This is a genomic window from Tardiphaga sp. vice304, from assembly GCF_007018905.1.
GTDB lineage: Bacteria > Pseudomonadota > Alphaproteobacteria > Rhizobiales > Xanthobacteraceae > Tardiphaga.
Window position 1 is genome coordinate 572,681 of sequence record NZ_CP041402.1, and the last position, 24,019, is coordinate 596,699.

At 63.5% G+C, this 24,019-nt stretch carries 18 protein-coding genes and 1 pseudogene; 15 read left to right on the plus strand and 4 right to left on the minus strand.

The features are described from left to right. The first annotated feature begins 16 nt into the window (after positions 1-16). The 12 genes and pseudogenes from FNL56_RS02675 (at position 17) to FNL56_RS02735 (ending at position 15,983) form a co-directional block, all read left to right on the plus strand. Entirely contained in the window at positions 17-799 is a 783-nt protein-coding gene (locus FNL56_RS02675; RefSeq protein WP_143571472.1) for a succinate dehydrogenase iron-sulfur subunit, read from the plus strand. Between the two features lie 570 nt (positions 800-1,369). Further along, positions 1,370-2,875, plus strand: a pseudogene (locus FNL56_RS27540) (methyl-accepting chemotaxis protein). Between the two features lie 690 nt (positions 2,876-3,565). Continuing rightward, entirely contained in the window at positions 3,566-3,898 is a 333-nt protein-coding gene (locus FNL56_RS02690) for a hypothetical protein (RefSeq protein WP_143571474.1), read from the plus strand. Positions 3,899-4,007: 109 nt separating this feature from the next. Beyond that, a complete protein-coding gene (locus FNL56_RS02695; RefSeq protein WP_168202841.1) occupies positions 4,008-5,120 on the plus strand; it encodes an efflux RND transporter periplasmic adaptor subunit in 1,113 nt (370 codons plus the stop codon). A gap of 3 nt (positions 5,121-5,123) precedes the next feature. Further along, positions 5,124-8,354 (plus strand): efflux RND transporter permease subunit, encoded by a 3,231-nt coding sequence (locus FNL56_RS02700; RefSeq protein ID WP_143571476.1) that lies wholly within the window; start codon positions 5,124-5,126, stop codon positions 8,352-8,354. Positions 8,355-8,542: 188 nt separating this feature from the next. Further along, positions 8,543-9,433: a LysR substrate-binding domain-containing protein gene (locus tag FNL56_RS02705; RefSeq protein WP_143571477.1), complete on the plus strand. Its 891-nt coding sequence runs from the start codon at positions 8,543-8,545 to the stop codon at positions 9,431-9,433. A gap of 364 nt (positions 9,434-9,797) precedes the next feature. Then, on the plus strand, positions 9,798-10,814 hold the full coding sequence (locus FNL56_RS02710) for an ABC transporter substrate-binding protein (protein ID WP_143571478.1): 1,017 nt from the start codon (positions 9,798-9,800) through the stop codon (positions 10,812-10,814). Positions 10,815-10,841: 27 nt separating this feature from the next. After that, a complete protein-coding gene (locus tag FNL56_RS02715; protein ID WP_143571479.1) occupies positions 10,842-11,630 on the plus strand; it encodes an ABC transporter ATP-binding protein in 789 nt (262 codons plus the stop codon). Beyond that, the gene (locus FNL56_RS02720; protein WP_143571480.1) at positions 11,627-12,397 is read left to right on the plus strand and encodes an ABC transporter permease; all 771 of its coding nucleotides are present in this window, start codon (positions 11,627-11,629) and stop codon (positions 12,395-12,397) included. The genes FNL56_RS02715 and FNL56_RS02720 overlap by 4 nt, the downstream gene beginning before the upstream one ends. 250 nt (positions 12,398-12,647) lie before the next feature. Beyond that, complete coding sequence (locus tag FNL56_RS02725; RefSeq protein ID WP_143571481.1) at positions 12,648-14,603, plus strand: ABC transporter ATP-binding protein/permease; 1,956 nt, start codon at positions 12,648-12,650, stop codon at positions 14,601-14,603. A 124-nt stretch (positions 14,604-14,727) separates the two neighbouring features. Then, positions 14,728-15,402, plus strand: a complete 675-nt coding sequence (gene gntA / locus FNL56_RS02730; RefSeq protein ID WP_143571482.1) for a guanitoxin biosynthesis heme-dependent pre-guanitoxin N-hydroxylase GntA — start codon at positions 14,728-14,730, stop codon at positions 15,400-15,402. Continuing rightward, positions 15,399-15,983 carry a DUF1989 domain-containing protein gene (locus tag FNL56_RS02735; protein WP_143571483.1) on the plus strand — a complete coding sequence of 195 codons (585 nt, stop codon included), beginning with the start codon at positions 15,399-15,401 and terminating at the stop codon, positions 15,981-15,983. The genes gntA and FNL56_RS02735 overlap by 4 nt, the downstream gene beginning before the upstream one ends. Before the next feature lie 110 nt (positions 15,984-16,093). Here FNL56_RS02735 and FNL56_RS02740 read toward each other — a convergent pair whose 3' ends face one another. Beyond that, positions 16,094-16,468, minus strand: a complete 375-nt coding sequence (locus FNL56_RS02740; RefSeq protein ID WP_143581752.1) for an MAPEG family protein — start codon at positions 16,466-16,468, stop codon at positions 16,094-16,096. A gap of 115 nt (positions 16,469-16,583) precedes the next feature. On the opposite strand from FNL56_RS02740, the gene FNL56_RS02745 reads away from it, so the two are divergent. From FNL56_RS02745 to FNL56_RS28695, 3 genes are all read left to right on the plus strand, one after another. Beyond that, positions 16,584-17,069, plus strand: a complete 486-nt coding sequence (locus tag FNL56_RS02745; protein ID WP_143571485.1) for a pyridoxamine 5'-phosphate oxidase family protein — start codon at positions 16,584-16,586, stop codon at positions 17,067-17,069. Then, positions 17,069-17,290, plus strand: coding sequence for a hypothetical protein (locus FNL56_RS02750; RefSeq protein ID WP_143571486.1), 222 nt, complete (start codon positions 17,069-17,071; stop codon positions 17,288-17,290). Before FNL56_RS02745 ends, FNL56_RS02750 begins: the two co-directional genes overlap by 1 nt. Before the next feature lie 1,247 nt (positions 17,291-18,537). Further along, the gene (locus tag FNL56_RS28695) at positions 18,538-19,461 is read left to right on the plus strand and encodes an OmpA family protein (RefSeq protein ID WP_368039328.1); all 924 of its coding nucleotides are present in this window, start codon (positions 18,538-18,540) and stop codon (positions 19,459-19,461) included. Positions 19,462-19,709: 248 nt separating this feature from the next. Here FNL56_RS28695 and FNL56_RS02760 read toward each other — a convergent pair whose 3' ends face one another. From FNL56_RS02760 to FNL56_RS02770, 3 genes are all read right to left on the minus strand, one after another. Then, complete coding sequence (locus FNL56_RS02760) at positions 19,710-21,464, minus strand: alkaline phosphatase (RefSeq protein WP_143581754.1); 1,755 nt, start codon at positions 21,462-21,464, stop codon at positions 19,710-19,712. A gap of 267 nt (positions 21,465-21,731) precedes the next feature. After that, positions 21,732-23,069, minus strand: coding sequence for an argininosuccinate synthase (argG, locus tag FNL56_RS02765; protein ID WP_143571489.1), 1,338 nt, complete (start codon positions 23,067-23,069; stop codon positions 21,732-21,734). Positions 23,070-23,141: 72 nt separating this feature from the next. Continuing rightward, a complete protein-coding gene (locus FNL56_RS02770) occupies positions 23,142-23,939 on the minus strand; it encodes a phosphatase PAP2 family protein (protein WP_143571490.1) in 798 nt (265 codons plus the stop codon). Positions 23,940-24,019: the final 80 nt, after the last annotated feature.

A 24,019-nucleotide genomic window follows, 5' to 3' on the forward strand; every position in this document is an offset into this window, starting at 1 on the left:
GCGAAGGCTTGAGAATATGGTCGAATTCGCACTTCCGAAGAATTCCAAGATCACCGGCGGCAAGGAATGGCCGAAGCCGGCCGGCGCCACGCAGACGCGTGAGTTTCGCGTCTATCGCTGGAATCCGGACGACGGCAAGAACCCGGCAGTCGATACCTATCACATCGACACCAATGATTGCGGTCCGATGGTCCTCGACGGCCTGATCTGGATCAAGAACAACATCGATCCGACGCTGACCTTCCGTCGCTCCTGCCGCGAAGGCGTCTGCGGGTCCTGCGCCATGAACATCGATGGCCAGAACACGCTCGCCTGCACCAAGGCGATGGACGACGTGAAGGACGGCGCGGTGAAGATCAATCCGCTGCCGCATCAGCCGGTGGTGAAGGATCTGGTGCCGGATCTGACCAACTTCTATGCGCAGTATGCGTCGATCGAGCCGTGGCTGAAGACCACCACGCCGACGCCGCAGAAGGAATGGAAGCAGAGCCACGACGATCGCGCCAAGCTCGACGGCCTCTACGAGTGCATCCTTTGCGCCTGCTGCTCGACATCGTGCCCGAGCTACTGGTGGAACAGCGAGCGCTTCCTCGGTCCCGCCGCGTTGCTGCAGGCAACGCGCTGGGTCAAGGATTCGCGCGACGAGGCGACCGGCGAGCGGCTCGACAATCTCGAGGATCCGTTCCGGCTGTATCGCTGCCACACCATCATGAACTGCGCCAAGGCCTGTCCGAAGGGTCTGAACCCCTCCGAGGCGATCGCCGAGCTCAAGCTCAAGATGGTCGAGCGTCAGATCTGAGGCGTGGCGTGTATCGTGCGCCGATAGCGCGGCACGATACGAAAGACAGAAAGTCGCGCGGCGCTGCTAGCGCCGCGCCTGGTATCATATTCCGTTAATATTGGACTGCGGCGCGAAGCGCCGATTTCATGTCCTCCGCGACCTGCGGACATCGTCCGTCAGCGAGCGGACTCCGATAATTCTCCGCATCCGCTGACATCATGATCGGACAGCCTCGGGTGTCCGCCGTGGTGCTTTGCCACGGTGGGACGCTCCGTAGTTTTCCGGTCTGTCTGACGCAACATCTCGGCAATCATTTTCATGGATTCTGGCGGGTGCGAGCCCGCCACGGTTTGAGCGCGCGATTATTGCTGCCGCTCCAGGCCCATTACAGGAAATGATCGATGCCAAGTTTTTTTTCAAACTTGAAGATTGCCCAGAAGATCGCTGTCGTTTTCCTTTTGATGACGCTTGTCTCGCTCACGGCGAGCGGCCTGATCTGGCGCAACGTTGCAACGTCGGAACACGCGTCAGAGCGAATCGACCCACACACATAAGGTCGTCGAACAAATCAATCTGATGGTCGCCGCCATGGTCGATGGCGAAACCGGCGTGCGCGGCTATCTTGTTTCGGCCAATGAGGGTTTTCTCGAACCGTACCTTGCCCATGAAAAGAAATTCTCGGCGGCCGTGGAAAAGGCTAGCCGCCTGACCTCCGACAACCCGAAACAGCAGCAGCGCTTTGCCGAGATTTCCAAAGCCGCGCAGGGATGGCGTGTCGACGTCGCCGAAAAGGAAATTGCGCTGATGAAGAATCCGCAGACGCAGTCCGAAGCGCGACAGCTCGAGTCCAGCGGCGCGGGCAAGAAATACATGGACGGAATTCGGCAGCTTGCCAACAAGGCCGCCGAAGAGGAATCCTCGTTGATGGGCGCGCGTTCCGCGGCAGCCGCTGCAGCAACTTCGTCATCCTATACGATGATCATCGTGGGCGGCGTTTGCATGCTCGCTATCGCGATTATCGGTCTGCTCGTCCTGAACAGCGGCGTTGCCCGCCCGATCATCCGCATGACCGGCGCGATGGCGAAGCTTGCCGATAACGACCTGACGGTCGACGTCGTCGGATCGGAACGCCGGGACGAAATCGGCGCGATGGCGAAGGCTGTTCAGGTTTTCAAGGACAACGCAGTTCGCGTCGTCGCTCTGGAAGCCGACCAGAAAAAAACCGAGCTGGCCGCCGCGGCCCAACGCAAGGCCGAAATGCACAAGCTTGCGGAAGACTTCGAAGGCGCCGTCGGCCAGATTGTGCATACCGTGTCCGCCGCGTCCAGCCAGCTCGAGAGCTCGGCGAGCAAACTATCGACCACTGCCGAACGTTCGCAGCAGCAGACCTCGGCCGTCGCGGCCGCATCGGATGAAGCGTCCGCAAACGTTCAGTCGGTCGCCTCGGCCACCGAGGAAATGGCCTCCTCGGTCAATGAAATCAGCCGCTAGGTCCAGGAGTCGGCACGCATTGCCAACAATGCCGTCGAGCAGGCTCGCAAGACCAACAACCGCGTCAGCGAGCTTGCAAAGGCCGCGACGCGCATCGGCGATGTCGTCGAATTGATCAACACGATCGCCGGCCAGACAAACCTTCTGGCGCTGAACGCGACCATCGAGGCGGCGCGTGCCGGCGAGGCCGGGCGAGGCTTCGCTGTGGTGGCGTCGGAGGTCAAGGCGCTGGCCGAGCAGACCGCCAAGGCTACCGGTGAGATCAGCCAGCAGATCAACGGGATTCAGGGCGCGACCCAGGAGTCGGTCGACGCGATTCAGGAAATCGGCGCGACCATCGGCCGGATGTCCGAGATCGCCTCGACCATCGCTTCGGCTGTCGAAGAGCAAGGCGCGGCAACCCAGGAAATCTCCCGCAATGTCCAGCAGGCGGCGCAGGGCACACATATGGTGTCGTCGAACATCGGCGATATTCAGCGTGGCGCCGGCGATACCGGCTCGGCGTCGGCGCAGGTGTTGTCGGCCGCGCAGTCGCTTTCCGGCGAAAGCGGCAGGCTGCGCACCGAAGTCGCTAAGTTCCTTAGCACGGTACGGGCGGCTTGAGCCTGCCTATCGAGGCTGCCGGAAGTTGCCCCTAGGACCTGCGGCGTTGGCGTGACGCTAGCCGAGGCAGGAAAACATCCCGACGATCCGGTCCGGTGACAGGTCTCCCTGCCATCGGACAACCCGGTCGCCCGCCGGTTCGAGCGCGCCGAGTGGAAAACCTGAGTGGACAGGTCCGCGTCGCGGAAGCTCCTGCCGTTCAATCTTGGAGCATCAGGCGTCAGTTCTGAAATCATCCTGGTGCTTCTCGATATCATTATTGCGACCTGCCCACGCGCGATGTGGGCTGAGAGAAGCAAACCGACTCCAGGCGCCATCTCTCGCAAGTAGATGCGCAATCCAGCATCGCTCGTCGGCTGCCGGCACGCCGCATGCCGACCTGCCGATCGCCATAAAGCGGCTGTCAGCCGCGACCGAGCGTCACACGGGTCTTTACCAATCCGCGCGCATCGCGCTGCTGCTCGCGTTCAGGTGCAGCTTCACCCGATTGGATCGATCATTGCGGTCGATAGAGGGAGAAGCGGCTTCACTGATACGAAGTCTTTGGCTCCTGCGGGTCGGCGCCTCTCGCGGGCCCGAGCGCCAAGCGTGAAGCTCGTTCATCGGTTTTCTCAATGGGCAACAGCGGAAAAGCTCGTTTCCAAATCTGATCCTCCGAGTCGATAACAACTCAGGTTCAGAGGAGGAGCAATGATGAAGAGCAGTCTGCGACCCATGGAAGTTCAATCCCGGATCATGAGAGCAGAACTTCGCCAGTTTGAAATGCCGGTGCGCGGCGGACAATCCAAGTCGATTGTCGTGGAAGTCTATCGCCGTTCCAGACTGCCGGCTGTGCGCGACGCGCAGGAGCCGATGGATATTCCGAATGAACTAGAAAGATCGTCCGACGATAGTCGGCAAACTACAGGTGCAGCCGTCCCCGCGTGCCGCGCAAGCAACCCGCACGCGGCGGGGCTTCAACCGAGCCTCTTGCATCCGGTTATGCGTCATCCCGTCACGGACGGCGCACGAGAGCACCAGTAAGAGCCGTCGGTCTGCAAGTCGCAGGCGACAAACCGCTTCAAGGAACGCGCCAGGAAATCCGGACCAGACCAGCATCATGAGTTCGCCTACTACTGTAAAACGAATCGTCATGATAGTCTTGCTTGGCTCGCTGTCGTTGGGCGCCGCGACCTCTGTCGAGGCGGGCCCTGCCGCCGGTGAATCCAATGACATCGTCATCCCACTCGAAGATCGCGAGATCCGGTCGGCGGGGATCGGTGCGGTGCCTGTCGTGCCGGAGCGCGGCGAGACCGAATTGTCGCTGCCCGGTACGGTGGCAATTCCACCCTCCCAACTCCGGGTCGTCGCTGCGCCCGCAAACGGCCTCGTCGAAGCGGTACTTGTCGCCACCGACGAAATCGTAACGGCCGGCCAGCCAATCGCGCGCCTGCGCTCGCCCGACCTCGTCGAGGCGCAGCGGCAGTACCTCGCTGCCATCGCCGACGAGGCGCTATCCGCGGATCGCCTCCGTCGCATCCGCTTTCTTTTTGAAAGCAGGGCGGCGCCGGAGCGCGAACTACGTGTCGTCGAGACGGAAGCGATCAATGCCAAGTCGCGTCTCGACGAGCGAGCACAGATCCTGAGCCTGATGGAAATGTCGGAGGCCGACATTGAGACGCTGCGCAACTCGCGGCGGATACAGAGCTCCGTTACGGTCCACGCGCCAATCTCCGGCACTGTGGTGCGGCGCGACGCCAGCCCCGGCCAGCGTGTAGAGGCTGCAGCGCCCGTAATATCTCTTGCGGCGCTCGACCCCTTGTGGATCAACATCCAGGTGCCGGCGGCCCGCTTGCCGGCGCTCTCCGCCGGGCAGGCTGTCGTGATGCCGGCTTATGGCGTGCAGGGCCGCATCGTCCGGGTCGGACATACTGTTGACGCTTCGACGCAATCAGCCGTCGCGGTCGCCGAAATCGGCTCTGCCAATGGCGCGATCCGACCTGGGCTTGCCGTTCTCGTCACGATCCGCATCGGCCAGAACGGCGAGGCGCAATGGTCGGTACCGGCAACATCGGTCGTACGTCACCGCGACCGGGCCTGGGTATTCGTGAAAGCCCCGCAAGGATTCTTGGCGCGCCCCGTACAGGTGATTTCGGAAACCGCGCACAGCGCTTCGGTTCGCGGTGCTTTCGCTACCGGCGATGAGGTGGCCGATCGCGGGATCATCGCGCTGCTCGCCGAACTCGCGGCTGCAGACAAGGATTAAGCAATGATGTCCGGTCTGGTTCAAATCGCGCTGCAGCAGCGTCTCATCGTGTTCATCGGGGCAATCGCATTGGCCGTCTGGGGAACGGTTGCCTATCAGAAGCTTTCAATCGACGCCTTTCCCGATGTCGCACCGATCCAAGTATTGGTTTCGATGCAGGCGCCCGGCCTCACACCCGAGGAACTTGAGAGCCGGGTCACTACGCCAATCGAGTTGGCTGCGCGCGGCATTCCGAACCTTGTGCGCATGCGATCCACGACACGCTACGCGGTCGCGCTGCTGACTTTCGAGTTTGCCGACGGAACCGATATTTTCTGGGCTCGCGCGCAGGTCAATGAGCGCCTGCAGGAAGTGCGCGACCAGCTTCCCGCCGGTAGCGACGGTGGCCTCGCCCCGATCGTGACCCCCCTTGCTGAAATGGTGATGTTCACGATCGAGGCGGCGACCATGTCGGCGCAGGAAAAGCGGTCGCTGCTCGACTGGACGATCCGGCCGGCGCTGCGGAGCCTTCCGGGCGTTGCCGACGTCAATGTGTTGGGCGGCCATGTGCGCACCTTCGAAGTAATCCCTGCGGCCTCTGCAATGGCCGCGCGCGGCATTACCACGCAGATGCTGGAGAAAGCTGTCGAGGTCAACAACCGCAATGACGGTGCCGGCCGCATCCGCAGCGGCGAAGAAGCGTTGCTGGTCCGGTCGGAAGGTCGTATCCAGACCTTGGACGATATCCGCAACACCGTGGTGGCGACGCGCAACGGCGTGACCGTGCGCGTCAGCGACATTGCCGACGTAAGGTTCGGCTCACTTGCCCGCAACGGTGTCGTGACGGCAGACGCGGCTGGTGAGGCCGTGTGGGGCATGGTGCTCGGCCTGCGTGGAGCCAATGCGCGCACCGTAGTGGACGGCGTGAAGGCGCGTTTCGCTTCTCTTGAGCCGCAGCTACCCGAGGGCGCCCGCATCGTGATTTTCTACGATCGCAGCGAACTGATCGGCAAGGCGGTCTGGACCGTGCAGAAAGTGCTGCTTGAGGCCATCTTGTTCGTCGTCGTCCTGCTGCTGCTTTTCCTCGGAAATCTGCGCTCGGCGCTTGTGGTTTCGCTGATCCTGCCGCTGGCGGTGCTGACGACTTTCGGCGTGATGCGCATGCTGGGGTGGTCGGCAAACATCATGTCGCTCGGCGGTCTTGCCATCGCCATAGGCTTGCTGGTCGATTGCGCCGTCGTGGTCGTGGAAAATGTGGAGCACCGCCTTTCCACTGTCGAGAAGCCCACTCTTGCCGCGCGTCTGCGCCTCGCCCTTGAGGCCACGCGTGAAGTTGCCGTGCCACTCGTATCGGGCGTCGCCATCATCATTCTGGTGTTCATGCCGCTACTCGCCTTGCAGGGTCTGGAAGGTCGGCTGTTCAGTCCGGTCGCGCTCACCATCGTGGTCGCGTTGATCGCTGCGCTGCTGCTCTCGCTGACCGTGGTGCCCGCGCTCTCCGCCCATCTGCTGCGCGCCGGCGCGCATGCCGAGCCGTGGCTGGTGCGCAAGTTGCACGCCGGCTACGATCCGCTGCTCGCCTATGTGATGCGGCGGCCCATTGGCGTTGTCGTGGCAGTCGCGATCGGCATCGCAGCGGCTGTCGTCGTCTTTCCGCGCATAGGCAGCACCTTCATGCCCGTCATGGATGAGGGCACGCCTGTCATTACCATCCGCAAGTTTCCAACCATCTCGGTCGACGAAGCGGCGCAGACAGATCTACGCATTCAGCAAGCCCTCAAGGCGGAGATTCCCGAAATTCGGCGGGTCATCGCCCGCGCCGGCGCCGACGAACTCGGCATCGATCCAGTCGGCCTCAACGAGACCGACATGTTCATGACACTGGCGCCGCGCCGCGAGTGGCGTGGCGACGACATGCGCTGGTTTCTCGGCGAATTGCGGCGCGTGCTCGACAGTGTTCCGGGCATAAGCTACGCGCTGACCCAGCCGATCGACATGCGGGTTCAGGAAATGATCATCGGCGCGCGCGGCGACGTCGTTGTCAAAGTGTTCGGCGACGACATCGCTACCTTGAACCGGGTGGGCCGCGACGTCGCCGCGGCGATCCGCTCCGTCCCGGGCGCGATTGATGTGTTCGCACTTCGCAACGCCGGAATGCGCTACTTCACGGTCGCGGTCGATCGCGCTCAGGCGGGCCGCTTCGGATTGAACGCCGCGGAGGTCCAGGAGGCGCTCAGGGTCTGGGTTGACGGGCGCCGCCTTGGTATCGTGCTGGAGGGTCAGGTGCGCACGCCACTGGTGGTCCGCGGCGAGGAGCGTCTCCGCGTGTCGGCCGCCGACCTTGCGAGGGTGCCGGTCGTGCTTCCTGGCGGGGGCACGGTCGAACTGGCCCAGGTCGCGAACATCAAGGTCGAGGACGGACCCATTCAGGTGATCCGGGAGGACGGTCAGCGGTTCGCGACCGTACTGGCCAACGTGCGCGGGCGCGACCTCGTCGGCTTCGTCAACGACGCCAAGGCGGCCGCGGCGCGCATCGAGCTGCCCAAAGGATATTCGCTGGTCTGGGGCGGCCAGTTCGAAAACCAGCAGCGGGCGGCGGCGCGACTGACGATCGTGGTGCCGATTGCACTAGGCGCCATCTTCCTGTTGCTGTATTTGACGTTCGGGTCGTTAAGACAGGCTGCGCTGGTTTTCTGTAACGTTCCGTTTGCGACGATCGGCGGCGTTGTCGCGCTGTGGGCGTCAGGCGAATTTCTTTCGGTACCTGCCTCCGTCGGCTTTATCGCTCTCATGGGCATTGCCGTTCTCAACGGCGTGGTGCTGGTATCCTACATCAACGAGGTCTGCGCCCGCGGTACACTGCCGTTCCGCGAGGCCGTGATGGAGGGAGCGCGACGCAGACTGCGACCCGTCACCCTGACGGCGTCGATCGCGGCGCTCGGCCTCACGCCGTTCCTATTCGCCGATGGGCCGGGCTCGGAAATCCAGCGCCCGCTTGCGATCGTCGTGATCGGCGGATTGATCACCGCAACGGCGTTGACGCTGCTGCTGCTGCCCATCCTTTACGACCGCTTTGCGTTGCCTCGGGCTGAACGCCGAAAGCTGGCCGAACAGGAACCAGACCTCGAACAGGTCGGAGAGGCGTCGGACACCCCGCATCGGCCTGCGCAGATCATCACGCAGGACGTGTCGGCGCATCGGGCCGCTTTCCCCAGGCCTGCGGCTGCTGACGATCGGGCGACGGCCGAGGGCTGACTACGCCCTGGCAGCCAGCGTCATCCTGGAGCGCCTATGGCCTCGCCGTAAGGAATACGGTAAATACTCATCCAGGGGTGGAAGCAGAGACGATGCGAAGGTGCCGTCCCGACCGGTTCACAACGTGAATGAAGCGGGATTGGTTTGATGCATTCAGCCTCACCCTCAAGTAAACCCGGGCGGCAGCTTTGAGCACACCATTGCCGCCGTTCGACTTTGATCTGCTCCGCACGTTCATCGCGGTGGTGGACAATGCCAGCTTCACCCGCGCTGCTGAGCGCGTTGGCCGCACGCAATCCACCGTCAGCCTGCAGATCAGAAAGCTTGAACAGAACCTTGGACGTCAGGTGTTCGAACGCGACGGCCGCGACTTCCTGCTGACGCCAGATGGTGAGATCCTGCTGAATTATGCGCGGCAGTTGCTCCATCTTGCCGACGAAGCAACTTCACGCATCCTCCAGCCTGACGTCGAAGGCGATGTTCGTCTTGGGACACCCGAAGATTTCGCGACCGTCTACCTTCCGGACATATTGGCGCGATTTGCACGAACCCATCCGCGCGTCGCCTTGGAGGTCAATTGCAATTTCAGCTTCAATCTGCTCGAGGGCTTTTCCAAGGGGGAGTACGATCTCGTTTTGGTAAAACGCGAGCCCCAGGGGCCGTCAGGCGGAATTTCCGTCTGGCGCGACACCTTGGTCTGGGTGAGTGGACCCAAGCTGGTGCTGGACGCCACCCGTCCCCTTCCCCTGGTGCTGGCGCCCGCGCCCGATGTCTATCGCAAGCGGGCTCTGGCGGCCCTTCAAGCTGCCAAACGGGAATGGCGGATCGTATATACCAGCCCGAGCAGCGAGGGCCTTCAGGCTGCTGTCCGCGCCGGCCTGGGAGTGACGGTGCTGTCGAAGGATATGGCGCCGGAAGGCCTGATCATGTTGGGCGCAGAACATAACCTTCCAACAATGCTCGATGCCGAAATCGCATTGTATCGGGCGCCTGGGACCTTATCCCGCGCTGCTGAGCTCCTTGCAGACCATATTACCCATTCACTGGAAATTGCGGCCGGACGCGGCAACGCCACCTAGCCTGGCATAGAAGGCCTGGATTGCATCACAGGGAATGCTTCAGAAGCAGCCGATAAAGCAGTTTCGCGATGTTGCCTAAAACATAATCATATGCCTATTCTTTCGGTAGGATTGTTGCCCGCGCAAGCTGCGAAGTGCCACTGATCTTTCCTGATATCCGCCGATAAGCGGCTATCGCCTCTCTTCGCCCGACGCTCCCGGGACGCGCGGCCTTCGATGTGGAGGCGGGACGGGAGGGCTTGCATGTGCAGATCTCTCATTCGCGGTCCTCGACCGTGTTGATACAGCCACTTTTCCGCAGCGCTCATAACTGGCACGCTGCGTGCTAGCTATGGCCGACACACCACCACAGGGGATCTCCGAGATGTTTCGCAAGCTGGCATTCACCGCGTTCGCGGGCGCGCTCCTCGCCGCCTCCACCCTCTCGGCCAGCGCCGAAACCGATCTCAAATTCGCCCTCGACTGGAAATTCGAAGGTCCTTCCGCGCCGTATTTCGTCGCCATCGACAAGGGCTACTACAAGGCCGAAGACCTCAACGTCACCGTCGATTCCGGCCCGGGCTCGGTCGCCGGCATCGCGCGCGTCGCGGCGGGCACCTATCCGATCGGTTTCTTCGACATCAATTCGCTGGCGCGCTTCCGCGACCAGAACCCGGACAAGGACATCAAGGGCGTGCTGATGGTCTATGACCGTCCGCCGTTCTCGATCGTCAGCCTCGCGAAGTCGGGCATCAACGCGCCGAAGGACCTCGAAGGCAAGATCCTGGGTGCGCCGGCGCCGGATGGCGCGTTCGCGCAGTGGAAAGCCTTCGTCAAGGAAAACAAGATCGACGACAGCAAGGTCAAGATCGAGAATGTCGGCTTCCCGGTGCGCGAGCCGATGCTCGCCGACGGCAAGGTCGACGCCATCACCGGCTTCTCGTTCTCGTCCTACTTCAACCTGATGTCCAAGGGCATCGCCGAGAAGGACATCAAGGTGATGCTGATGTCGGACTACGGCATCGTATTGTACGGCAACGCCATCATGGTGAACCCGGAATTCGCCAAGGCCAATCCGAAGGTGGTCGAAGGCTTCGTGCGCGCCACCGTCAAGGGCATCGTTGACACCATCAAGGATCCGGACAGCGCGATCAAATCGGTGATGAAGCGCAACGAGACCGCCGACGAGAAGATCGAACTGGCGCGGCTCAAAATGTCGCTGAAGGACAATATCGCCACCCCCTGGGCGAAGGCCAATGGCGTCGGCGGCATTGACGACAAGCGCATGGATCAGGCCATCGAGCAGATCGCCGTGACCTATGAGTTCAAGAGCGCGAAGCCCAAGGGCTCCGACCTGTTCACCTCGCAATACCTTCCTCCTGCCGCCGACCGGAAGTTCTGATCGGCGCGGGGAGGGGGATCACCGCGCATGGTCGCATTCGTAGACATTGATGGCGTCACGCTGAAATACCGTGGCGCCACCGGGGACATCGTCGCCCTTCAGGATGCCACGCTGAAAATCGAGCGTGGCGAATTCGCCGCCGTGGTCGGGCCGTCCGGCTGCGGCAAGTCCTCGTTGATGCGGCTGGTCACCGGGTTGCACAAGCCGACCGCCGGCACCATCGCGATCGACGGCAAGGAAGTCACCGGCCCCGTCAAGATGGCTGGCATGGCGTTCCAGAACGCCAACATGCTGCCGTGGCGCAAGGTGATCGACAACGTGCTGTTGCCGCTGGAGATCGTCGAGCCCTACCGCTCGCAGTTCCGCGGCAACAGAAAAGAATTCCGCGCGATGGCGGAGAAGTTGCTGGCCACCGTCGGCCTCGCCGGCTTCGGCGACCGTTTTCCGTGGGAATTGTCGGGCGGCATGCAGCAGCGAGTCTCGCTGTGCCGCTCGCTGATTCACGAACCCGCGCTCCTGATGCTCGACGAACCCTTCGCCGCACTCGATGCCTTCACCCGCGAGGAGCTGTGGTGCGTACTGCGCGACCTGTGGCAGCGGCTCGGCTTCACCGTGATCCTGGTGACGCACGACCTTCGCGAGGCGGCGTTCCTCGCCGACAACATCTATGTCATGAGCGCGCGCCCCGGCCAGATCGTGCAGGTCAAGTCGGTCGATATTCCGCGTCCGCGCGATCTCAAGGTCACCTACGATAAGGACTTCGGCGACATCGTCTACGAATTGCGCATGAAGATCGCGGAGGTTCGGCAGGCATGAATTCCCGCATTCTCGAAAGGGCCTCGCCCTGGGTCTTCACCGTCATCATCTTCCTGATCTGGGAAGTGTCGTGCATCATCTTCAACATCAACTCTTCAGTGCTGCAGCCGCCGTCGGCGGCGTTCGCCGCGATGTTCAAATACTGGAAAGTGTTCGCCTATAATTCATGGGTTACTTTGTGGGTGACGATGGTCGGCTTCGCGCTGGCGGTCGGCTTCGGCGTCATGCTGGGTCTGCTGGTCGGCTGGTCGCGCACGATCTATCGCGGCATGTATCCGGTGATGGTCGGCTTCAACACGATCCCGAAGGTCGCGATCGTGCCGCTCCTGATCCTGTGGTTCGGCATCGGCGAATTGCCGGCGATCATCACCGCGTTCCTGATCTCGTTCTTCCCGATCGTGGTCAACATCGCCACGGGGCTGGCCACCACCGAACCGGAACTCGAGGACGTGCTGCGCGCGCTCGGCGCCGGCAAGCTCGACATCATGCTCAAGGTCGGCATTCCCCGCGCGCTGCCGTATTTCTTCGGCTCGCTCAAGGTGGCGATCACGCTGGCCTTCGTCGGCACCGTGGTGTCGGAGACGCTGGGCGCCAATGCCGGCCTCGGCTATCTGATCGCGCTGGAAGGCGCCTCGTTCCGCATGGCCAATGTCTACGCAGCATTGCTGCTGCTCGCCTTCGAAGGCGTACTGATGTACGCGGTATTTGCCTGGGTCGAGCAGCGTTTCACCAAGTGGGCCTTTCGATCGCAGATGAACGCGGGCTGATGCGATGACACCTGTCACGGACTCGGAGCGGTATCCGTGATGCCTTTCCGTCTCCGGCAGGGCTCGTCAATGTCGGCCGGACCAGCGTAGCTTGCCGCAGACCCAGCCGTCATCCTGAGGCGCAGTCGCGCAAGCGACGGCCTCGTTCGAGGCTCGCCAAGGGGGCGCACCTCAGGATGACGCCAGCAGAGGTGCCATGGAACTTCGGGAACTCTAGGGAACCTTCTGATATCGCTGGCGTTATGATGCGATGAACAAGCATGCCCCGGGCGAATCGGCCGCTCACGACTCCACCACGTCCTCCATCGTCGAAGTCGTCGCCGAGACCGGCAAGCAAATCGAGCCGCCGCCGCCGGAGCTCGTCGAGCCCGATCCGGATCTGACGCCCGAAGAAGCCGAGCAGGCGCGGCGCGACTACCTGCTGACGCGGTTCTGGATCAGCGCCCGCGGCTTCTGGAGTAAGTCCGGCGACAGACTCGCCTGGGCGTTCTCGATCGGGCTGTTGCTGCTGATCATCACCAATGTCGGCTTCCAATACGGCATCAACGTCTGGAATCGCGCGATCTTCGATGCCATCGAGAAGCGCGATGCCGCCTCGGTCTGGCATCTCACGGGCGTGTTCTTTCCGCTGGCGATCGGCAGCGTGATGCTCGGCGTGGCGCAGGTGTACGCCCGGATGGGCATCCAGCGCCGCTGGCGGGCCTGGTTGACCAATTCAGTCGTGTCGCGCTGGCTCACCCAAGGACGCTACTACCAGCTCAATCTGGTCGGCGGCGACCACCAGAACCCGGAATACCGCATCGCCGAGGATTTGCGCATCGCCACCGACTCGCCGGTCGATTTCGCCGCCGGCGTGATCTCCGCGTTCCTGTCGGCGACCACCTTCATCGTCGTGCTGTGGACCATCGGCGGCGCGCTGACGTTGTCGATCGGCGGCTCGGTCGTCACCATCCCAGGCTTCCTCGTGATCGCTGCCGTGCTGTATGCCGGCATTGCCTCCGGCTCGATCATGACCATCGGCCGCGCCTTCGTGCAGACCTCGGAAGACAAGAATCAGGCCGAGGCCGAGTACCGCTATGCGCTGACGCGCGTGCGTGAAAACGGCGAAAGCATCGCGCTGCTCGGCGGCGAGGAGGAAGAGCGCGCCGGCATCGACCGCACCTTCGGATCTGTGCTGAAGCAGTGGGCGCGGCTGGCGCACCAGCACATGCGGACGACGCTGGTGTCGCAGGGCTCCAGCCTGATTGCGCCGGTGGTGCCGCTTTTGTTGTGTGCCCCGAAATTTCTTGACGGCAGCATGTCGCTCGGCCAGGTGATGCAGGCGGCATCGGCCTTTACTATCGTGCAGGCGGCGTTCGGCTGGCTGGTCGACAACTATCCGCGGCTGGCCGACTGGAATGCCTGTGCGCGGCGGATTTCCTCGCTGATGATGTCGCTCGACGGCCTGGAGCGCGCCGAGCGCGGCGACGGCATCGGCCGTATCACGCGCGGCGAGACCACCGGCGACACCATGCTCAGCCTGCACAATCTGTCGGTGACGCTCGACGACGGCACGGCCGTGGTCGGTGACGCCGAAGTCGCGATCGAGCCCGGCGAGCGGCTGCTAGTCGCTGGCGAGAGCGGCACCGGCAAGAGCACGCTGGTGCGCGCCATTGCCGGGCTGTGGCCATGGGGCGGCGGCAGTATCAATTTCCATCCCGACCGCCGGCTGTTCATGCTGCCGCAGAAACCCTACGTGCCGTCCGGCACGCTGCGCCGCGCAGCCGCCTATCCGGCCGCCGCGGAAGACTGGAGCGTCGAGGAAATCGGCGTGGCGCTCGACAAGGTCGGGCTCGGCCATCTCAAGGAGAAGATCGAGGAAGACGCGCCATGGGACCAGACATTGTCCGGCGGTGAAAAGCAGCGCCTCGCCTTCGCGCGGCTGTTCCTGCACAAGCCCGATATCATCGTGCTGGACGAGGCGACCTCGGCGCTCGACGCCAAGAGTCAGGACAGGATGATGGAGCTGCTGACGCAGGAGCTGCCCAGCGCCACCGTGGTCTCGGTGGCGCATCGCGCCGAGCTCGAAGTGTTTCACAGCCGCAAGATCGTGCTCGAACGCCGCAAGGGCGGCGCCAAGCTGGTCAGCGACATCGACCTGATCCCCCGCAAGGGCAAGCGCAAGCTGCTTGGACGGTTCTTGCGAGGACGAAAAACGGCGAAATAACGCTGTGGCCGGAGCACTCGATGCGTCGGAATTGCGACTCAAGACCCTGATGCAACTTATTTTTCCGTCGGCGGCACCAACGTCGAATTGGCTCGTTGAGGGGTACCTGCAACGAGGCCCTGCCATGATGGTTGATGAGAGTTCGCGTATCGCGGACAAGTTCCGCGAGTTGATTGCTTCTGCTCCGTTTCCCTGTGTCGGCGCCAAATCGGCGCTCGCCAAGGGTCAGATGAACGTCATCGTCGCGCGTGACATGCGTTCCAACTGGGACGACCGCCGCATCTATGACGGCATTTCGGAGATCGTCGAAAAATACCGCGGCAATCGCGCGCTGTTCCAGAGTTTCGCAGTGATCTTCGAAGGCCCCGGCGATCTCAATGAGGAGTCCTTCGAGCACTTCCTGTGGAAGCGTGCCGAGTCGCTGTCGAACAAGGACGCATGGCTCGGTCAGGAATATGACCGCCGCGTCTCGAGCGATCCCGGCGATCCGCATTTCTCATTGAGCTTTGAAGGCGAGGCGTTCTTCATCGTTGGCATGCACCCACATGCCAGCCGGCTGGCGCGACGCTTCGAACGTCCGGTACTGGTGTTCAACCTGCACGACCAGTTCGAGCAATTGCGCGAGCTCGGCAAATACGAAAAACTGCGCGATACCATCCTGAGCCGCGACGTCGCGATCTCCGGCTCGATCAATCCGATGCTGGCGCAGCACGGCACCATTTCCGAAGCGCGGCAGTACAGCGGCCGGCCGGTCGATGAAAACTGGAAATGTCCGTTCCACCCGGTGGAGAGAACATGACGACCCTGACGATCGCGCCGCGATCAGGTACGGGCTTCACGCTCAACAAGGGCCAGCGCCTGACGGTGATCGATCCGCAGGGCGAGCAGGTCGCCGACCTCGTGGCATTCGATCTCGCCGACAGACGCGAGGTGATCTCGTCTGGCCGCAGCCTCGATTATGCCAGCAAGCTGTATCTGACGACCGGCGATCCGATCTATTCGAACCGCAGCAACGTCATGCTGCGGATCGTCGAGGATACCGTGGGACGTCACGACTTCCTGCTGACGCCGTGTTCGCGCGACACCTTCCGCATCATCTATGGCGACGAGCATCCGCATCAGGGCTGTTTCGGCAATCTCGAACAGGCGCTCAAGCCCTACGGGATCGAGCCCGACCAGATCCCGGTCGCGTTCAACTGCTTCATGAATGTGGTGCTGGATCCCAAGGACTGGTCGATGAAAGTCGATCCGCCGCTCAGCAAGGCCGGCGATCACATCACCTTCGTGGCCGAGACCGATCTGTTGATCGGCCTCACAGCCTGTTCGGCGTTGCAGTCCAACAATTTCGCCTTCAAGCCGATCCATTACGAGATCACTTGATCCGTAGCCCGGATGAAGCGAAGCGCAATCCGGGGCCGGCGCGCAAATCAGTACTCGCTTGATCCGCTAGGCTTTCCCCGGATTGCGCTTCGCTCCATCCGGGCTACGCGCTACTTGAACGCCGGCAGCACGAAGATCGCGACATTGGTGAAGAGCGCGCCGGCATAGGCCATCGAGCGTAAGCTCGCCTTGTCAGCGATATACAAGAGCGCGTGTGCGATGCGGAATGCCAGATAGAGCAGCGCCAGCAGGTTCAGCGTCGAGGTCGTCGCGCCGAAGCTGATGGCGGCGACAACGGCGATGGCGAAGAACGGAAAATTCTCGATCGCATTCTGGTGCGCGGCATAGGCGCGACGCTTGGCGCCCGAGAGCTTCTCGGCGTCATCGCGCGGCGTGTTGTTGTCATGCGAGCCGGATTTGGCGTAGCCGGCCAGAACGAGCGGCATCACAACGGCCACGAGAATGCACCAATAGGCGATCGGCATCGAACCCTCCTGCGAAAACGCCTTGATGCGGTGTCGGCTCCCGCGTGTCAATTGGACCGAAATGGAACTCCACCCTGTCGCGGCCGTTAACGTCATAATGTTCAAGGAGTGAAACATGACCGACGATCACGCCAACGATATCGATCGCACCTGGGAGCTGATGAAGAAGATCGGCTTCGCCATGATGGTGACGCGCGATGGCGAGAAGCTTCGCGCCCGGCCGATGGCGGCCTATCTCGACCGCGACGCCAATACGATCTTCTTTCTCACCGATGCCCGCCGTCACAAGGACGACGAGATTGAAGCCAATCCGCAGGTCAACCTGTCCTTCGCCGACGCCGGCGACATGAAGTTCGTCTCCGTCAGCGGCACTGCTGCGGTCTCGAACGATCGCGCCAAGATCAAGGAGTTGTTCTCGACGCCGGCCAAGGCGTGGTGGGACAGCGCCGAGGATCCGAACATCCGCGTTCTCAAATTCACGCCAGAGGAAGCCGAGTATTGGGATTCGCCGGGCACCGTGATCAGCTATGTGAAGATGGCTGCCGCCGCCGTATCGGGCACGCGCCCCGATCTCGGCACTAACCGAAAGGTCGCAATCTGATGTCGCCTATCGAAGATCCGCCGATCAAGCCCGGTCAGCCAACTGAGCCGCCGCAGGAAAGCCCGCCCGGTAGCCCGCGCCCGGAAATTCCGACGCCGGTGCGCGAGCCGGATGCGCCGTCACAGCCCGACGAACTGCCGGGCTATACGCCGGAGGAATTGCCGACAGGGCCGGACGTCAATCCGGGCCAGCCTGACATGCCGCCGTCGCCGACCATGTAAGCTGCAACGATCGATGGCCTGAACGCGCAATGAATAAAGCGCGATCCGGCCATCGCGCCGTTGAAAATAAAGCGTTCGCAGGGTGTGCGGGCCGCCACAATGCGGCCCTACGGATATCAGTTGATCGTCCCGCCACGCCTTGGCCAACAATGTTTCGTCGAAAATTTTTCCGGGGATTTAGAGCCATCATGACCAAACTTCGTCTTTTGCTGTTGGCCACGACAACGCTCAGCGTTGCGCAGTTCACGGCGCCCGTGTCGCACGCGCTGGAGGCCGATGCGTCGTTCCGCGTAGCGCAGGCCGCGCCTGCTCCCGAGGGCGAGCCCAAGGCTCCACCGAAGGCTGAGCCAAAGGGACCGCCGCCGGCTGCCGCGCCGCGCCCCGCCGCGCCGCCTGCCGCGGCACCGCCGGCCGCGCCGCCCGCGGCGCGCCCTGACGCTCCGCCGCCGCCGGCTGCCGCTCCTCCGCCGCCGCGTCCGGCCCCTCCTGCTCCGCCAGCCGCGGCGCCTGCACGTCCTACGCCGCCACCGCCGGCGGCAGCCCCTCCGACTCCCCCGGCCGCCGCTCCGGCTGTGCGTCCGACGCCACCCGCGCCTGCCTCAGCCCCCGCCGCGCCGACCCCTCCGGCTGCAAAGCAGGAACGTCGCGAAGAGCGCCGCGAGCCCGGTGCACCGCCGGCTGGCGCACGTCCCGCTCCGACCACGGCACCCGCTCCGACTCCGGCCCCGGCCGCCCCCGCGGCACGACAGGCGCCCGAAGCAACGCCGCCGGTAGTCACTCCTCCGGCAGCCCGCAGCGCGCCGACGGCCACGCCACCGGCACCGGCCGCTACGCCTCCGGCGGCAACGCCGCCAGTTGCGACACCTCCCGCCGCCACACCTCCGGCAGCCGGCACGCCTCCCGGCGCGCGTGTTCCAGGTGAACGTGGTCCGCGGGGCGACGGTGAACGAGGCCAGCGTGGTCCCGATGGTCAGCGTGGACCGGGTGGTCCCGGTGCTCCGGTCGTTGGTACCCCGGGCGCGCCCGTCACTGCACCGAATCCAGTCGCTCCTAACGCGGTCCCCGGCGCCGCTCCGGTCCCCGGCGCTGCGCCAGGCGCACCTGCTGCCGCAGGCGCGGCACCTGCCGTTGCTCCGGCCGCGCGCGTCGCCCCGCCGACCGTTGCCGCCCCGATCCCGCCCGCCCCGCCGCCGGCAGCCGCACTGGCTCCGATCGCACCGGGCGCCCAGGCTCCGGGTCCGCAGCGCATGGAAGACTTCCGCGGCCAGCGTCGCGAGAGCGATGTCGGCGGTCGCAAGGTGTTCACGGAGCCCGGCCGCATCATCGTGCAGGACCCCTCCGGCCAGTCCTTCATCCGGCACAATGAGGTCGATCGCTTCCGCTACGGCGCGCGTGACATCCGCACCCAGCAGGTCGGCGACGAGAGCCGCACCATCGTCGTGCGTCCCGACGGGTCCGAGATCATCACCGTGGTCGGCCGCGACGGCCAGCTGCTGCGCCGGGTACGTCGCGATCGTGGCGGTCGCGAGATCATCATCATCGACAACTCGTTCCGCGGTCCGCGCGGTGCCGGCGGTTTCTACGTCGATCTGCCGCCGCCCGTGATCCGGATTCCGCAGAACCGCTACATCGTCGACTACGATCAGGCCTCGCCCGAATTGGTCTACGACACCTTGCTGGCGCCGCCGGTGGAGCGCATCGAGCGCCGCTATTCGCTCGATGAAATCCGCTACAGCCAGACGGTGCGCCAGCGCATGCCGTCAATCGATCTCGACACCATTAACTTCGATCTAGGCTCGTGGGAAATCCCGCCGGACCAAACCTCGAAGCTGCAGATCATCGCGGATGGCCTCAACAAGGCGATCTCGCGCAATCCGAAGCTGGTGTTTCTGATCGAAGGCCATACCGACGCGGTCGGCTCGGACATCGATAATTTGTCGTTGTCGGATCGCCGCGCCGAATCGGCGGCGCAATTGCTTACCCAGCAATTCCAGGTGCCGGCGGAGAACCTGACGTCGCAGGGTTATGGCGAGCAGTATCTGAAGATCCCGACCGATGCCGCAGAGCGTCAAAACCGCCGCGTCACCATCCGCAACATCACGCCGCTGCTGAACGGCGGATCGGCCGCGCTGCCGCCGCCGCCCCCGGGCACCGCCCCGCCGCGACGCTGAGGGTAGCTACACAAATGCAAGTGGCCGGGAGCAATCCCGGCCACTTTTTTTGATAGTTCTCTCCGCTGTCGTCCCGGCCAAGCGAGCTTTTGCGAGCGCGAGCCGGGACCCATAAACGCTGTCCGCGTGATGTGCTGTGGCAGTAGTCCCGGGTTGGCTATGAGCTCGGAGTCAATGTATCCCGGATCTGCGTTCGCCAAGGCTCACTTGTCCGGGATGACATCGGAGAGTATCGCGTGCGTGAGCGGCTATTTCTTCTCCGCCAGCCCCAGCGCATCGGCGATCACGCGAAACACTTCCGTGTTGTCCATCGACCCGTGCACGCGGTCGCTGCCCGGTCCCGTCGCGGTGAGGATCACGTCTTCGCCGGAATGTACGCTGGCATTCATCATTGCCGGCAGATTGCCGAGCCTCAACACCGCGCCGGGCACGTCCTTGTATTTGGCGTTGGCCTTGAACGTGGCCGGCTCGTCGCCCTTCTGCGTGGGCTCGTTGGGGTTGTCGAGCTTCGGCCGCAGCGTCTCGTAATGATCGGGAATGCTGGCGGAGAAAATCGCCAGCCGGCGGCTGACATCGACGCGCGACGGATAGCCCTCGGCATCCGGCTTCGGATAGTTCGGGAAGCCGGCCTTCTCATAGACGCCAACCCGTTCGCGCAGCGGCGTGTTCGGCAGCGTCTCCATGTCGTCATTGACGGTGCCGACCAGGCTGTTGGGATGGTTGTGATCGGCCAGCACCAGGATCAGCGTGTCCTCGCCGCGCGCTTTGGCCCAGTCCTTGGCTAGCTTCACGGCATTGTCGAGCATGATCGTGTCATACACGGCGCGCTCCATGTCGAGCGCATGGGCGTATTTGTCGATCATGCCGGATTCCACCATCAGGAAGAAGCCGTTGTCATTGCGCGACAGCACGTTGAGCGCGCTTTGTAGCTGCACGGTCAGATCGGGCTGATCCGGCGATTTCTTCACGCCGCCGCCCTTGAGAAATTTGCGATCGAGTACCCCGTCCATATTGCCGGGCGCGAACAGTCCGAGCAGTTTCCGCGTCTCGGGCTTCGCGGCCTGCGCGTCGAGCTCGGTCGCTGTGGCGGCATAGGCGTAGCCGGAGTCGCGGAATTTCGCGATGTAGTCGACGTCGTCCTTGCGCTTCGAGATCGCCTCGGCCTGCGGCAGGAAGTTAGCGGCGCCGCCGCCCAGCAGCACGTCGGGTTTGGCGGCAAAAAACTGCTCGACGATCTGGTCATAGGCGGCGCGGCGCCTCGTATGCGCGACCATCGCCGCCGGCGTAGCGTCCTCGATCTCGGTATTGGTGACGATGCCGATCGCCATGTCGCGCTGCCGTCGGATCAAGCTGGTGATGGTCTCGACGCGCGGATCGTCGAACGGATTACTGGTGCGGTCGGCATAGACGCCCATCGCATTGACCGCGGTCTTGTGCCCGGTGGCATAGGCGCTGGCGGCATTGGCGGAGTCGGTGATGATCGAATCCGAACCGGCGGTGGCGACGAATGCCATGTAGGGCATGTCGTCGATCGCCAGTCTGCCGAGGCTCTTGCCTTCGGAAATGCCCTTCGACAGCAATCGTGCGCCGACACGGTGCGCCGGCGACATTCCGTCGCCGATGAACGGGATGACGTTCTTCGCCTTGCGCGGGCCGGTGTCAAAGACGTTCCACGAGACCGCGCGGCTGGTGCTGCCGTCGCTGACCTCGATCGTGTAGGCGCCGGGCTTTGTAAGCGCGACCTGGCGCAGCAACAGCGCGGACTGGTCCTTGCCGTCCTCGCGCGCGATATAGGTCGCGGGCTTGCCGAAGGCGCTCGCGTGGTCGGCGCCGTTGACGGTGACCTTGATATTGGTGGGATCAACAAGGCCGGGAAACTCGACCTTGAAATCGAAGGTGGCGCCGGCGAGGATGTCGGCGCGGTCGATCGGATAAATGGCTTGCGCAAATGCCGGCGCGCTGGAAAGGGCCAGCGCGAGTGCGATGGTGACCGAATTTTTCATGATGAGTGCCCCGGCGCCCGTCACGGGCAGGTGGCATCCAATACGACGACAGGATGACGCGTCAATGACGGTCGGGCATCCCGGCAATCCTATTCTCGCGGCGAGCATGCCGATTCCCGGGCCCCGCAGCTGTCATTGCGAGGAGCGCTTGCGACGAAGCAATCCAGTCTTCACTCGTGGCTTACTGGATTGCCGCGTCGCTTCGCTAAGGGGAAAGCCAAAGGCTTTCCCTGACCTCGCAATGACGACTGATAACTCGTCGATCGCTTAGCCCTTGTCGTTCTCCAGCTTCGGAATGTTCGAGCCCGCGCCGGCGCTCAGCAGGCCGGCGTTCGCGTAGAGGTCCAGCTTGGCGCGGGTGTCGGTGATGTCGAGGTTGCGCATGGTGAGCTGGCCGATGCGGTCGGCCGGCGTGAACGGGGCGTCCTCGACCTTTTCCATGCTCAGGCGCTCCGGCGCATAGGTCAGGTTCGGGCTCTCGGTGTTGAGCAGCGAGTAGTCGTTACCGCGACGCAGTTCGAGCGTGACTTCGCCGGTGATGGCACGGGCGACCCAGCGCTGCGCGGTCTCGCGCAGCATCAAGGCCTGCGAATCGAACCAGCGGCCCTGATACAGCAGCCGGCCAAGCTTCATGCCGCTCATGCGGTACTGCTCGATGGTGTCCTCGTTGTGGATGCCGGTGACGAGACGCTCATAGGCGATGTGCAGCAGCGCCATGCCCGGCGCCTCGTAGATGCCGCGGCTCTTGGCTTCGATGATGCGGTTCTCGATCTGGTCGCTCATGCCGAGGCCGTGGCGACCGCCGATCGCATTGGCTTCGAGGAACAGAGCAACGCTGTCGGCGAAGGTCTGGCCGTTCAGCGCCACGGGCTGGCCTTCGACGAACCGTACCACGACGCGCTCAGCCTTGACGGCGCAATCGTCGCGCCAGAACGGCACGCCCATGATCGGCTTGACGATCTGCATGCCGGTGCCGAGATCTTCGAGATCCTTGGCTTCGTGCGTCGCGCCGAGCAGATTGCTGTCGGTCGAATAGGCCTTCTCGGCCGACATCTTGTAGGCGTAGCCATGCGCGGTCATGAACGCCGACATCTCGGCACGGCCGCCGAGTTCGTCGATGAACGCGTCGTCGAGCCAAGGCTTGTAGATTTTTAGTTCCGGATTGGTCAGCAGGCCGTAGCGGTAGAACCGCTCGATGTCGTTGCCCTTGTAGGTCGAGCCGTCGCCCCAGATGTTGACGCCGTCCTCCTTCATCGCCGAGACCAGCATGGTGCCGGTCACCGCGCGGCCAAGCGGCGTGGTGTTGAAATAGGCGATGCCGCCGGTCGAGACGTGGAAGGCGCCGGCCTGGATGGCGGCGATGCCTTCATGGACCAGTTGCGCGCGACAATCGACCAGCCGCGCCTTCTCGGCGCCGAACTCCATCGCCTTGCGCGGGATCTCCTCGTAGTCGGTCTCGTCAGGCTGACCGAGATTGGCGGTATAGGCAAAGACGCGGGCGCCCTTCTGCTTCATCCAGAGCAGCGCGGCTGACGTGTCCAGCCCGCCGGAAAACGCGATGCCGACGTTTTTTCCCTGGGGCAGGCTCTTCAGAATCGTGGTCATCGAACGTCCAATCGGGGCAATTTCGGTTGCATGGGGGCTGTGCTATCAAACTTCCCGCGGACGGGCACCCGTTTAATGGCGGTGGGCCGTATCAGGCTCGGGCGCCGGGCCAACGTCCTGGCCGCTCAACAGTTTCCGGCGCCAGCGATAGCCCGGCCAGGCAAAGCGGGTCAGACGGGCTTCGGCCTCGGCGTCTGTCTTGCGGGTGGCCGGCCAGCGATAGATCCAGCCATGCGCCAGCCAGATCACCAGAAACGTCACCAGCCCGGCAATCGCCACGTCGGTGAAGAAGTGCCCGCCGAACGCCATTCGCAACCCGCTGGTCAGCGACCCGAACACGAAGGCGGCGACATAGGCGACGGGTCGGATCGCCGGCGGCGTCAGCGCGGCGGGCGCAAAGGTCCAGAAGGCGGTGGCGCCCTCGCCGGAGAAGAACGAGCAGTTGCGGCCGCACTGGCCGGTCGGGTCCCACCACGCCTTGAACTGCCAGGGGCCGCTGAATTCGGTGACCATCACCGGCCGTGGCCGTCCCCAATGGGTCTTGAAGGTCAGGTTGGTCAGGATGCCGGCCGCCAGCGTGATGGTGATCAGCAGGAAGGCGATGGTATTGGCGGAGATCAGGAGCTTCCGGTTCGGCCAGATCAGCTTGATGATCAAAGCCGCGATGGACGGTAGCGCGAAGGCCCAGCAGATCCACATCGCCGCATCGCGCGCGAACATCGCCAGCGCGCCTTCCTTGACCGGAAAGGTTTTGCTGGCGGCGTCGTAGAACAAAGCTGCCAGCTTGAGGTCGAGTTCGGGATAGATCCCGAAGGTCAAGCCGATAACGAGGCTAAGGGCCAGCGCGATATAGAGTCCGGTACAGTTCATGGCGCGCGGTTTAGCCGACGGGGGTGGGGATGAAAAGACTGGCGAGCCGCGTCCTTTTCTCCTCTCCAGCGGCGCGCAGC